At 39.4% G+C, this 12523-nt stretch carries 11 protein-coding genes and 1 pseudogene; 5 read left to right on the plus strand and 7 right to left on the minus strand.

Features of this window, described 5'->3' with window-relative positions; all coding sequences use genetic code 11:
• Positions 1-63: 63 nt before the first annotated feature.
• The 3 genes from Bra60_RS05925 to tkt form a co-directional block, all read right to left on the minus strand.
• Complete coding sequence (locus tag Bra60_RS05925; protein WP_035006782.1) at positions 64-1257, minus strand: phosphoglycerate kinase; 1194 nt, start codon at positions 1255-1257, stop codon at positions 64-66.
• Positions 1258-1477: 220 nt separating this feature from the next.
• Positions 1478-2485, minus strand: a complete 1008-nt coding sequence (gene gap / locus Bra60_RS05930; RefSeq protein ID WP_078674007.1) for a type I glyceraldehyde-3-phosphate dehydrogenase — start codon at positions 2483-2485, stop codon at positions 1478-1480.
• Positions 2482-4488: a transketolase gene (gene tkt, locus Bra60_RS05935; protein ID WP_078688907.1), complete on the minus strand. Its 2007-nt coding sequence runs from the start codon at positions 4486-4488 to the stop codon at positions 2482-2484. Before tkt ends, gap begins: the two co-directional genes overlap by 4 nt.
• 312 nt (positions 4489-4800) lie before the next feature.
• On the opposite strand from tkt, the gene Bra60_RS05940 reads away from it, so the two are divergent.
• Positions 4801-5076 carry a DUF4164 domain-containing protein gene (locus tag Bra60_RS05940; RefSeq protein ID WP_078688908.1) on the plus strand — a complete coding sequence of 92 codons (276 nt, stop codon included), beginning with the start codon at positions 4801-4803 and terminating at the stop codon, positions 5074-5076.
• An 11-nt stretch (positions 5077-5087) separates the two neighbouring features.
• Positions 5088-5453 (plus strand): cell division protein ZapA, encoded by a 366-nt coding sequence (locus tag Bra60_RS05945; RefSeq protein WP_078688909.1) that lies wholly within the window; start codon positions 5088-5090, stop codon positions 5451-5453.
• Positions 5454-5793: 340 nt separating this feature from the next.
• On the opposite strand, the pseudogene Bra60_RS05950 reads toward Bra60_RS05945, so the two are convergent.
• Positions 5794-6258, minus strand: a pseudogene (locus Bra60_RS05950) (DUF1036 domain-containing protein); the annotation flags it as partial.
• Between the two features lie 299 nt (positions 6259-6557).
• Between Bra60_RS05950 and Bra60_RS05955 the strand changes: the two are divergent.
• A complete protein-coding gene (locus tag Bra60_RS05955; RefSeq protein ID WP_035006538.1) occupies positions 6558-6815 on the plus strand; it encodes a DUF2312 domain-containing protein in 258 nt (85 codons plus the stop codon).
• Here the strand turns inward: Bra60_RS05955 and Bra60_RS05960 are convergent.
• Positions 6812-8635: an ABC-F family ATP-binding cassette domain-containing protein gene (locus tag Bra60_RS05960; protein ID WP_078698150.1), complete on the minus strand. Its 1824-nt coding sequence runs from the start codon at positions 8633-8635 to the stop codon at positions 6812-6814. The two genes, Bra60_RS05955 and Bra60_RS05960, sit on opposite strands and share 4 nt — an antisense overlap.
• Positions 8636-8639: 4 nt before the next feature.
• Here Bra60_RS05960 and Bra60_RS07750 point away from each other — a divergent pair, with 4 nt between their 5' ends.
• Complete coding sequence (locus Bra60_RS07750) at positions 8640-8864, plus strand: GvpL/GvpF family gas vesicle protein (RefSeq protein WP_153300835.1); 225 nt, start codon at positions 8640-8642, stop codon at positions 8862-8864.
• A 334-nt stretch (positions 8865-9198) separates the two neighbouring features.
• Here Bra60_RS07750 and Bra60_RS05970 read toward each other — a convergent pair whose 3' ends face one another.
• Positions 9199-9834 (minus strand): thiamine diphosphokinase, encoded by a 636-nt coding sequence (locus Bra60_RS05970; protein WP_035006532.1) that lies wholly within the window; start codon positions 9832-9834, stop codon positions 9199-9201.
• A 156-nt stretch (positions 9835-9990) separates the two neighbouring features.
• On the opposite strand from Bra60_RS05970, the gene Bra60_RS05975 reads away from it, so the two are divergent.
• Complete coding sequence (locus Bra60_RS05975; protein WP_153300890.1) at positions 9991-11493, plus strand: M48 family metalloprotease; 1503 nt, start codon at positions 9991-9993, stop codon at positions 11491-11493.
• 84 nt (positions 11494-11577) lie between these two features.
• On the opposite strand, the gene Bra60_RS05980 is transcribed toward Bra60_RS05975, so the two are convergent.
• The gene (locus Bra60_RS05980) at positions 11578-12489 is read right to left on the minus strand and encodes an RNA polymerase factor sigma-32 (protein ID WP_078688913.1); all 912 of its coding nucleotides are present in this window, start codon (positions 12487-12489) and stop codon (positions 11578-11580) included.
• Positions 12490-12523 lie beyond the last annotated feature (34 nt).

The following is a 12523-nucleotide window of genomic DNA, read 5'->3' on the forward strand; positions in this document are numbered from 1 at the left end:
TTCCACGCTATAAAATCAATAACCGATCAGCCCATTTGCTGAAGTCATCGGATGCTTTTCCCTTCATACATGCTGAAGAGCGAGAATTCCAGGAAGACCTTTCCCTTCCATCCATTCTAAAAACGCCCCACCTGCTGTTGAAAGATAGGTAAAATCATTGGCAACACCTGCGTGATTTAACGCAAAAACTGTATCTCCTCCTCCAGCAATGGATACCAATTGTCCCTGCTGACTGCGTTCTGCAACATACCGTGCAACTGTCACCGTTCCCTGATCGAAGGGAGACATTTCAAAAACACCAAGTGGACCATTCCAGACAAGCGTTTTTGCCTTATCAATTGCTGCTTGAATATGTGCAATAGAACGAGGACCAATATCCAAGATCATTCCTTCTTCAGGAATATCCTCAAGAGCATAACACTGATGCGGTGTTTCTTTTGCGAAATGAAATCCAACAATGACATCCAAAGGTAAAAGGAGTGTACAGTGATTTTTCTGTGCTTTCTCAATGATTTCTTTTATTGTTGTCATCAGCGTTTTTTCACACAATGATTGACCAACAGAAACACCTTGTGCTGCTAGAAAACTATTGGCCATACCACCGCCAATAACCAAATAATCAACCTTTTCAACCAAATGATTAAGAACAAAAAGCTTACTAGAAACCTTAGCCCCTCCAACAACCGCTACCACTGGGTGCATCGGACGATCCAAACCCTTTTCTAATGCCCGCAATTCTTTCTGCAACGCCCTCCCTGCGTAAGAAGGTAAGAGATGTGTAATCCCTTCTACTGAAGCATGAGCACGATGAGAAACAGAAAAAGCGTCATTCACATAAAGGTCCCCATTGTGCGCTAAAGCTTGAGCAAAAGAAGGATCATTCTTTTCTTCTCCCGGATAAAACCGCACATTTTCAAGCAAAAGAATTTGCCCCTCTTGTACTGTATTGACTGCTTTTTGAGCGACCTCCCCTATACAATCACTTGCAAATAAAACCGACTGATTTATGATTTTTTCGAGCACCTCAACGACAGAACGCACGGTAAATTCTGGAACAACTTGTCCTTTGGGACGACCACAATGAGACAGGATAATAACCTTAGCCCCACGCTTTTGAAGTTCAACAAGTGTGTCTTTATGGCCTTCAATCCGGGTTGCATCACACACTTTCCCGTTCAATATAGGGACATTAAAATCCACCCGCACCAGCACGCGTTTTCCTGTTACATCAACATCATCGAGTGTCTGAAATTCCATAACTGTTTTCTCTTCTTCTTTATCCTTGAAAACACTCTTCTTTCCTTTGGCGTGCACTTTTAGCTCACTGTTCATCAGTTCTTTATATATTCAAAGCCTTCATAGCACTCCTTCACCATTTTTCTTGCGCTAAAATATTTTTTGATGCTCCTCAAAAACATCAGATTTTTTTCAAAACACCCTCTTTTTTATGCGACAACAAGGATCAAAAATCCTTCTTTCACAATGTTTTGGCAAAAGCAACAGCCGTATCACTCATCCGATTTGAAAAACCCCACTCATTGTCGTACCAAACCAAAACGCGACACAATGTTCCATCAATCACTTTGGTTTGATCATTCTGAAAAATTGCTGAATGTGGATCATGATTAAAGTCACTACTCACAAGTTTTTCCTCTGTATAATCCAAAATTCCTTTTAGAGATCCTTCAGCAGCCATCCGAATAGCCGCATTAATTTCTTCAACAGTCGTAGAACGCTTAGCAGTAAACGTTAAATCCACAACAGAAACATTGGGTGTTGGAACCCGCAGTGACACACCATCTAACAAACCATTTAGTTCTGGTAAAACTAATCCCACTGCTTTAGCAGCTCCTGTTGATGTGGGAATCATAGAAAGAGCTGCAGCACGCGAACGATAAAGATCTTTATGCATTGTATCTAAAACAGGCTGATCACCGGTATAGGAATGAATCGTTGTCATAAACCCTTTTTCGATTCCAATTGCTTGATGGAGCACTTGTGCAACGGGAGCCAAGCAATTCGTTGTACAAGAAGCATTCGAAACAACACGATGCTCTTTGCTCAATGCCTGATGATTGACTCCATACACTACGGTTAAATCAGCCCCTTCAGAAGGTGCAGAAACCAAAACACGCTTTGCCCCTGCATCTAAATGAAGACACGCCTTATCACGCGCTGTAAAACGCCCCGTACATTCGAGAACAATATCAATATCTAAAGACTTCCACGGCAATTGTGCCGGATCACGTTCAGCGATCACTTTAATCGCACCACATCCAACATCCAAACTATCCCCCACCACCTTCACAGGAGCAGGAAAACGCCCATGAACGGAATCGTAGCGCAATAAGTGCGCATTTGCTTCCACCGATCCTAAATCATTAAGCGCCACAATCTGAATATCTTGGCGTTTTTTTTCAACGACAGCCCGTAAAATATTACGTCCAATCCGTCCAAATCCATTAATTGCAACGCGAACACTCATATCATCACTTCCTTATTAATCTCTTCAAGTTTTTCTTTAACAATTGCCACTACAGCCTCACAGGTAATGCCAAAATGCCCATAGAGGGCATCACCTGGCCCACTGACTCCAAATCCCTCCATTCCAACAAAGACTCCATCACAGCCAATAAAGCGCTCCCACCCTTGTTGAATAGCTGCTTCAACAGCAATTTTAATTGGAGCATCACCAATGAGTGCCTTTTGATACGCAGCAGATTGTTGTGCAAATAATTCAAAGCAAGGGACAGAAACCACCCGTGTTGGAATCCCACTTTCTTCTAAAACAGAGTGCGCTTTGACAACAATATGCACCTCTGAACCAGAAGCAAAGAGTGTAACTTGAGCATCATCACTGGCTGTTAATAATTCATACGCCCCAAACATACAGAGATTTTCTTTTATATACTCTTGACGGACAAGAGGTAAATTTTGCCGACTTAAAGCCAAAGTAGAAGGTGTTTTTCTTGATTTTAAAGCCAATTGCCAACATTCGAGTGTTTCAACAGCATCCGCTGGCCGGAAAACAAAATGATTCGGCAATGCACGTAATGTTGCTAAATGTTCTACTGGCTGATGGGTAGGACCATCCTCACCCAAACCAATTGAATCGTGGGTCATGACATAAATAACCCGCAATCCCATAAGAGACGACAAGCGCATTGCAGGACGCATATAGTCTGAAAAACATAAAAAGGTCCCACCATAAGGAATAAAACCACCATAAAGTGCAAGACCATTCATCATCGCACCCATAGCATGTTCACGAATTCCATAATGGAGGTAGCGTCCTGAAAAATCCTCTGCAGAGATAGCTTTCATCTGACTTGTTTTGGTATTATTAGATCCAGTAAGATCAGCAGAACCACCAATTGTTTCCTCAACAACCTCATTGATAACTTCGAGCGCCATTTCAGAGGCCTTACGGGTTGCAACAGCAGGGCATTCAACAGTCAATTTTTGTTTATAAGCATCAACAGCATTTTCAAAATTTCCGATTAGATCACCACGCATCAACCGCTCAAACTCAACCCGCTCTGCAACAGATAAAGCAAGAAATTTCTCTTCCCATTTTTTTCGTTTTTTTGCAGCATTCAAACCAGCCAAACGCCAACTATCAAGAATATCAGCCGGCACAACGAAGGGTTCTTCTTCCCACCCCAAAGCTTTACGGGTTGCATCAATTTCTTCTGCTCCTAAAGGAGAGCCATGAACCTTATTCGTTCCACCTTTATTAGGCGCTCCAAAACCAATCGTTGTTTTACAAGCAATCAACGTCGGTTTACAAGAAGCTTGTGCCGCTTCAATAGCCCGCGTTAAAGCAGCCTGGTTATGCCCATTCACTTTGATAGTATTCCAGCCAGATGCTTTAAAACGCGCTATTTGATCTGTACTATCGGTTAATGAAATAGCCCCATCGATCGAAATATCGTTATCATCCCAAAACACAATCAGCTTATTGAGTTTTAAATGTCCTGCTAAGGTTATCGCTTCTTGAGAAATCCCTTCCATTAAACACCCATCTCCCACAAGAGCGTAAGTATAATGGCAAATTAACTCCCCAAAACGGGCATTGAGCAAGCGTTCCCCCAATGCCATTCCGACAGCATTCGCAAGCCCCTGACCGAGGGGACCAGTTGTTGTTTCAACCCCAGCGACATGTCCATATTCTGGATGACCGGCAAGCTTAGATCCTATTTGGCGAAAATTGCGCAAATCCTCACAAGAGACATCCTCGTAACCAGAAAGATACAAGAGAGCATACAGTAACATTGACCCATGCCCTGCAGATAAAACAAAGCGATCACGGTTAGGCCAATGTGGATTTTTAGGATCATAGGCTAAAAATTTTGTGTAAAGAACAGTAACAACATCCGCAGCTCCCATTGGTAAACCGGGATGACCAGAATGAGCAGCTTCAATTGCATCAATAGCAAGAAAACGAATGGCATGGGCCATTTGATTTTGTTGTTCGTTATTTGTCATAAATAATAGACCACTTTTTTGTAAAATTTACTTTTATCTTAATCATTCTTTATGCCGTTCTTATGCCGGTTAATTCTTAAAATACGCGCACACTTTGCACCTATACCTCATATCAACTAAAAGAACATCCTTCCTTATCATCCTTATGCACACCACACTTCTACCTATAATGTCAAATAATCCAGTTTTTAATTCACATCAATCTTCTGCTTTGCTTGCTAAAATAGCCTATATCTTTAAAAATGAAAAAGATGCAAAAAGAATATAAGTGATTCGTTTTTGCACAAATGACTGTTAAGGAATGCACTCATTATGAATCAAGAGACTGTTATTTTACCACAAGCTCTAGAAAAATTGGAAAAAGCACTCAGAAATTTAGAAGTTGCTGTTATCAATCACAACACTATTATTGATAAAAGCAACGAATGGGAAGAAGAAATTCAACGAATGAATGCGGATCGTAGTCGTCTTGCTCAAGAACTTGATAAATCCGAAGCGCAGACGGAACGATTGACCATAATCAACAAGGACGTTTCTAAACGTCTGATTAAAGTTATGGAAACAATTCGTGTTGTAGTTGATCGATAAAGGTTTAAAAAATGGAAACCGTTTCTGTCACGATTGATGGCAAAACTTACCGTATGGCCTGCGATGCAGGGCAAGAAGAATATCTCATTCAGCTCGCTGCTAAATTGGATCAATATATTGCACATCTTAAAAAAAACTTTGGGGAAATTGGTGATCAGCGTCTCTCCCTTATGGCCGGTATTATGATCATAGATGAAATGGAAGAAATAAAACGAGAAAATAAAAAATTACAAGAAAGTTATAAAGCTCTTCTCGAAGAAAATAAGAAAAAAGACTGTATGATGGATAAAATTATAACAGAAACAACGAAAAGAATTGAAAAGATCACCTATCAATTACTCAAAGACAATAAAGAGGAATCTTCTCTACGGGAATAAAACAAAATATATGCTTATCTGGATCCTTAAACGACCGTACTAACACATAAACAAAGGACCCAGTGAGCCTCCTCTCAACCAAGAGAAAAGACTTTATTTCCTTTAACACTCTTTCATATTTAAGAATTAAGCTTTTTATAGTAGCTTTAAAAAGTTTGTCATTCATGAAAACAGATCCAAATATCAGCAAGAAAAAAGCGACTAACACTTTATGCAACGATATATTTTATGATGAAGATGACGGTTTTGAAGGTGCAAGTGTAGGAACAGGAATAGATACAGGTGAAGAAAGAGGCTCAGCAGAAGGGACAAACAGGGGCACAGATGTAGCCGCCTTAGATGGTGAAGCGTTAGATATAGGGGTGGGTTTGAATACACTTGAATCGTGCGATACAGGCTTATCGGTCAGCTGCACCATCCAATTGGTTTGATCACCGGTATCAATTTCTTCAAACTCAGCTCTTTGAAACCCTCTTACAAAACAATTGTGGATACCTTCAATCGTAAATTGGCTATCTTGGACACACATCATAACTTTCCCTACCCCACTCCCTTTTTTTCGCGTGTTTTCGAAATATAAATAATAAAATCGTGATGCAAGGGGGCCATCGATCAAAGTTTTACACTCTGTTGTTGGAACAATCCACCAACCTTCAGTAACCCAATTTGAAACTGTACGATAGCCAATAGCAATACCGACAGACTCTTGCGTTGTATTACAAACGCGAAAATCAGCTTTCGCACACTCAAAAGCAGAGAAGAAAAAAAGAATATTGAAGAACAAAACTCTAAACTCTTTTAGCACAGTCCTTGCTCCTTATCTTCGTTTTAAAATTCATAAGTTCACTTTCACAAGGCAAATATTGAAAACAAAATATCCATTTTTCTCTTTTTTCAAAATTATAGCACTCTATATATTTCTTTCTATCTCTTTTTTACTCCTTGATCTCTTTATCTCAATGTAGACAACTCGTTTATACAAAAAATTAAAATCAATAGATTAAAAAAAACGTAGAGCTTGACTCTCTACCCCTTCTTAAGGCATCCCCAATAAGGGTTTATTATCAACAGTCCAATAAACAATATATATTCGGAGAGAATACGATGAGCGATGTGATTGATACCACACAAGCTATATCCGTTAATCAACTGCGTAGTTTTATCGAACGGATTGAACGGTTAGAAGAAGAAAAAAAAACAATTTCTGATGACATCAAAGATGTGTATACGGAGCTTAAAGGATCTGGTTTTGACAGTAAAGCAGTCCGCAGCATCATAAGACTCCGCAAAAAAGAAGATCACCAACGAATTGAAGAAGAAGCAGTAATCCAACTTTATAAAGACGCCCTGGGGATGACTTAATCAGTGAGACATTTTTGTTCTATTTCTTCACGTAAAAGCTCAAGTTCTAACCATTCTTCTTCTTTTTGCGCACAGAGCTTTTTCTTCTCTTCCAGTGCTATGGATAAATCTTCAAAACGATTTTTGTCACAACAATAAAGCGCTGGATCAGAAAGAGAATCTTCAATTTTCTTGATTTCATTCTGCAAAACAGTAATCTGTTCCGGTAATTTTTCCAAAGCGTATGTTTGCTTATAGGATAATTTACGGGGTGCTATTTTTGTATGTAATGATGTTTGTTTTTTCTGCTCCAGAGTTGTTAATTTTTGCGACTCTTTACGCAAAGGAAGCGCAGCTTTTTTTATTTGCACCTCCATATCACTATAGCCCCCAGCATATAAAATCCAATGACCATCCCCTTGAGGCGCTAAAATATGAGATACAGTTCGATCTAAAAAATCTCTATCATGACTTACCAACAAAACTGTTCCAGGAAAATCAGCAATAAATTCTTGTAAAAGATCAAGTGTTTCCATATCAAGATCATTGGTGGGCTCATCTAAAATCAAAAAATTTGCAGGTTGGGACAAAAGACGTGCCAACATTAAACGCGCTCTTTCACCGCCTGACAACTCCTTCAGCGGCGTGCGTGCTTGTTCTGGTAAAAATAAAAAATCTTTCATATAAGAAACAACGTGTTTCTCTTGCCCATTAATTAAAAGAGTATCGCCTCTGCCTCCCGTTAAATACTGCGCTAATGTTTCTTCTTCATTGACAGTACGCTGTTGATCAAGCAAGGCCATCGATAAATTATATCCCCGCTTTATGATTCCATGATCCGCAGGCTCCTGCCCTATCAAAACAGAAAGCAATGTTGTTTTTCCAATACCATTTCGGCCAACCAAGCCTACCCTGTCCCCCCGTTGAAGACGCCATGAAAAATCCTTAACGAGAATACGATCCCCATAAGATTTTGAAATCTTCCTCGCTTCCAACACAAGTTGCCCAGATTCTTGACTTTTAGACACCTCAAATGAGGCATTTCCGAGAGGTCCTTTATAGGTCTGAGAACGCTGACGCAATTCCTTTAACGCTCCTAATCGCCGTACATTGCGCTTACGTCGTGCAGTAACTCCATAACGCAACCATTGTTCTTCTCGTTCAATCTGACGGTTCAATTTATGCTGATCACGCGCTTCTTCCTCGAGCACTTTATCACGCCATTTTTCAAATTCAGAAAAAGGCTTTTCAACCCTTTTAGCTGTGCCCCTATCAATCCAAACTGTTGAACGCGTCACCGTTTCCAAAAACCTCCGATCGTGCGAAATAACCACAATCGCTGATCGTAAAGAACATAACATACCCTCTAACCATTCGATCGTTGGTAAATCAAGATGATTGGTTGGTTCATCCAACAACAAAATATCGGGTTGCACTGCAATTGCTTGTAATAATGAGAGACGACGTTTTTCTCCTCCAGAAAGGGTTTCTCCTTTTTCTGTACCCGAAAAACCAAAATTCCCCAAGAGAGTGTTGACCCACTGCCTATCGTGAGTCTCATTTAAACCAGCTTGTATATAAGTATTAACATCATCAAATCCTGAAAAATCAGGGTTTTGCGACACATAATGGACCGTCACCAGAGGGTGGCGAAAAACCTCGCCTCCACTCGGCTCTAATAATCCAGCAGCAATTTTTAAAAGCGTCGATTTTCCACACCCATTACGGCCCACAAGAGCTATACGCTCACCTTGACCAACTGATAAACTCACCTGATCGAGTAAAGGATGCCCTCCAAAGGTTAAGAAAATACGATCAAGCCGCAGAAGTGGAATAGCCATTCACATGATTAATGGCAAGGAGCCTGATAACGTTGTCCTCTTTGATCAGTATAAGTGCACAATTGTGGTATCTGATGTGGTGTCTGATGAGTACAAGGTGCTTTATACACATACCCTTTTCCATCACGATAGGTGCATAAGCCAGACTGTTGAATCACTTGCTGTTGTACCATTTTCTTTTGATTTTTTCTTTGAACTGCAGCAACACCTGTTACGGTTCCTGCAATAGCACCAACAGCCGCACCTGTCGTTACTGCGCCAAGTTTTCCACCATCAAGCGCTGCACCAGCTAAAGCACCCAATGCAGCACCTCCAACACCATATTCTGTAATTTTTCGTTCAGACATTGTACATGCTGTTGAACTCAACCCAACAGCTGCAATAACTGCCATTGTAAAAACTGGTTTTAACATATTAAACCCTTTCTTTTTCTACTTTTCTTTTTCTACTTTAAAGTCTAAAATCACGTTATACTATTATATCAGTCCCCCTGATTTTCCTGCTCCTGCTTTTTTACTTATCTCATACATATAAACGACTTGCCTTACACAGACAAGAAGACTCTATGAAACAGGTATAGACGCTAATAATATAGCTTTACCAGAATACAAATAACAATAAAAAGTTCCACAAATACGGTTAGAGAGTGTTAAAGAAGATCCAAAAGGCACATTTTTGTCTAACAATGGCCATTTAACCCCTGACATTGTTAAACCTTGTAAATCAGAAAATCCAATAATACTAAACAAGCATCCATTCGGCAAATCACAAGAAAAAGAGTTTGATATGATTGGCCATCCTTCTTCACAACCACTGGTCAATAACACTGAAATGCCTTTCTCTGCCATTGCTATTGCTTGAGTCATATGAGATAAAGTATGATCACTTCTTTCTCCTCCAAAAGCACCACATAAAATAAGTCGTTGAGCACCTTCCTGTAAAGCGCGCTCACAAGCTAATGCGCTATCGGTTGCGTCTTTATCAGAAGGAAAAAATTCCTGTGCAATATGGCTATATTTCTGCAATAAATCCTGCTCAGAAGAATCAAAATCCCCTAACCACAATTCGGGGACAACGCATAATACTTCAGCATGACGTATCCCCCCATCAGCAGCAATGACGCGACTATTACGAATTTGATCACGTAAACGTTGCGTAACGCAAATGTCGCCATTTAATAATATTGTAAATGTTTTCATGCCATATTATGCCTTGTATAAAACGTCCTTTAATATATTACTGCTATAGATTATAATCATGAAAACATCTCAAGAATCCTTATAAAAATTCTTAAATATAAAGTGCAAACAAAATCTTAAAGCTGAAAGTTGAAATAATAAAAAATGAAAAAAGCAATGATTCAAGGATTCAGATTTTTTCCAAAAAAATTCTTTTCTTACCACACAATTTATAGAATATTTTTTGTAAGCTTCTCTCTTTTCCTTGTCGCATGCCAAATAAAATTTAAAGGGAATAATCACTTACATCCTTCAGATTTCCCTATAAAAACGGCTCATTCCAACAACAATGATGTTTATGCCACATTGGGTGCTACACAACATCCCCGCATTTTAAAAACTTATGGTCAGGAATATAATAATCCAAAACTTGAGCGTATGTTAGCAAAAATTATAGGAAAACTCGTTGCCGTTTCACACAACCCCAATCAAACCTATCATGTTACAATTTTAAACTCAGCCCATGTAAATGCATTTGCGTTACCTGGTGGCTATATTTATGTAACCCGTGGAATGCTAGCACTTGCTAATGACTCTTCAGAAGTCGCTGCTGTCTTAGCACATGAAATAGCGCATATTACGGCTAATCATGGTATCTTACGCCTACAAAAAAAAGTAGAATTGAAATACACGAACAACACGTCCTCACATGTTGAATTATCCTCTGACATGAAATTGCACAACACCGTAAAAACAGAACAAACTCTGGCTCAATTTTCAAAGAATCAGGAACTTGAAGCTGATGCCATTGGAATTGAAATGCTCCATCATGCTGGATATGATGCATTTGCTTTTCCACGCTTTTTGCAATCCATGGAAGCTTATAAAGCTTTTCGCAACATCTCCGGAACAACGAATGATTCATTAGACTTTTTATCCCACCATCCTACAACCCCACAACGAATTCGCCTAGCTATTAATAAAGCATATCAAATAAGCACATCTGATCCTAAGACTAAAAACACTGATCGTGATACCTTTCTTAAGAGCCTTGATAACATGATTTTTGGAGATAACCCTGAAAAAGGATATATACGAGAGAATAAATTTGTCCATCCAAAATGGGGCGTCACTTTCTCAGTTCCAACCAATTTTACCATAAACAATTCTTCTCCAGCTGTCATTGCAAGTGGTCCAGATAAAATTGCTATTCGTTTTGATGCCATCCCTTTTCCAACAAACATATCTGCAAGCGATTACTTGAAAAGCGGTTGGGTTTCTGGACTTGATGAAACCTCTGTTCAACCGATAATAATTCAAGGCTTACCTGCAGCCCATGCCCATGCGACTAATAAACAATGGCAATTTGATATAGTTGTTATTCCCATCAAAAATCGTGTTTTCCGCTTTCTAACAGCTGCCCCTCATCATTCCAAAAATTTTGAAGCCATCGCAAAAAATACAACCGAAAGTTTTCACACCCTTTCTCCTCAAGAGCTGAGGAAATTACCCCCTTTAAAGATTCGTATCGTCCGCGTTGAACAGAAAGATACAATTTTAAGCCTTTCGGATAAAATGCAAGATACACCACACAAAGAAAAACTCTTTCGGGTGATTAATGGACTGTCACCAACACAAACTCTTCTTGAAAGCTCGTATGTTAAAATCATTTCTGAATGAATAATGAATGCAGAAAAATATTTTTGCTTCCTCATTCAACAATGATAATTTTAATTTTTTTCAAAGAAGCACCGAATACTTATCCTATACTTGATAAACTTCTGCAGAATTCACTGTTAACAAAGCACACCGAAGTTTTTGCAAAGCCCGCGCTTCAATTTGGCGTACACGTTCTTTTGAAATCCCCAATTTTTCACCAAGCACTTCTAAGGTTGTACCCTCTTCATTTAAGCGGCGAAAACGAATAATTTCGAGTTCTCGTTCATTGAGAATTTGTAAAGCCTCATGAAGCCATTGCGCCCGCCGTTGCCCATCAATTGCTTGCTCAATCACAGAATCAGGGAGAGGATGATCATCTATTAAAGAATCCATTTTAGCAATTGGAGTTTCACCGTTCTCAGAAATAGAAAGACTTAATGAATTATCCGTCCCAGAAAAACGGAAATCCATTTTTTCAACATCATTCACTGAAACCCCAAGCTTTTCAGAAATCGCACGAAAAATTTCTTGTTTGGTCAAAGTATTATCATCTTGCGCTAATTTAGCACGCAAACGTCGAAGATTAAAGAAGAGTGCTTTTTGCGAAGAACTCGTTCCTCCCCGAACAATTGACCAGTTCCGTAAAATATAATCTTGAATAGAAGCCCTTATCCACCATGTCGCATAGGTGGAAAAACGTACTCCACGATCAGGATCAAAACGCGCAGCTGCTTCTAAGAGTCCCACATATCCTTCTTGAACTAAATCACCTAAGGGCATTTTAAAACGTTTAAAACGGCTAGCAATTGAAATAACTAAACGCATATGAGCCGCTGCAATTTGGTGCATAGCATTATTATCACGTTTATTTTTCCATCGCAGTGCTAAATCATGCTCCTTTTTTCGTTCAAGATAGGGCGCCTGCTTCGCAGAACGCATCATATTGCGACCCAAACTTGTGTCAGTGTTATTATAATTTTTACTGCTTTTATACACAACATGTGAATGACTACTCATAATAATCCCTTGCGATTAAAATTATTTTCTAAGT

Origin of the sequence: Bartonella sp. Raccoon60 (assembly GCF_002022585.1) — a bacterium.
GTDB lineage: Bacteria > Pseudomonadota > Alphaproteobacteria > Rhizobiales > Rhizobiaceae > Bartonella > Bartonella rochalimae.

What these genes read in the sequence shown, in the direction of transcription:
- Bra60_RS05925 (WP_035006782.1), bottom strand. Translation starts at nt 1,257, where the DNA reads ATGGAATTTCAGACACTCGATGATGTTGATGTAACAGGAAAACGCGTG.
- gap (WP_078674007.1), bottom strand. Translation starts at nt 2,485, where the DNA reads ATGAGTGTTCGCGTTGCAATTAATGGATTTGGACGGATTGGACGTAAT.
- tkt (WP_078688907.1), bottom strand. Translation starts at nt 4,488, where the DNA reads ATGACAAATAACGAACAACAAAATCAAATGGCCCATGCCATTCGTTTT.
- Bra60_RS05940 (WP_078688908.1), top strand. Translation starts at nt 4,801, where the DNA reads ATGAATCAAGAGACTGTTATTTTACCACAAGCTCTAGAAAAATTGGAA.
- Bra60_RS05945 (WP_078688909.1), top strand. Translation starts at nt 5,088, where the DNA reads ATGGAAACCGTTTCTGTCACGATTGATGGCAAAACTTACCGTATGGCC.
- Bra60_RS05955 (WP_035006538.1), top strand. Translation starts at nt 6,558, where the DNA reads ATGAGCGATGTGATTGATACCACACAAGCTATATCCGTTAATCAACTG.
- Bra60_RS05960 (WP_078698150.1), bottom strand. Translation starts at nt 8,635, where the DNA reads ATGGCTATTCCACTTCTGCGGCTTGATCGTATTTTCTTAACCTTTGGA.
- Bra60_RS07750 (WP_153300835.1), top strand. Translation starts at nt 8,640, where the DNA reads ATGATTAATGGCAAGGAGCCTGATAACGTTGTCCTCTTTGATCAGTAT.
- Bra60_RS05970 (WP_035006532.1), bottom strand. Translation starts at nt 9,834, where the DNA reads ATGAAAACATTTACAATATTATTAAATGGCGACATTTGCGTTACGCAA.
- Bra60_RS05975 (WP_153300890.1), top strand. Translation starts at nt 9,991, where the DNA reads ATGATTCAAGGATTCAGATTTTTTCCAAAAAAATTCTTTTCTTACCAC.
- Bra60_RS05980 (WP_078688913.1), bottom strand. Translation starts at nt 12,489, where the DNA reads ATGAGTAGTCATTCACATGTTGTGTATAAAAGCAGTAAAAATTATAAT.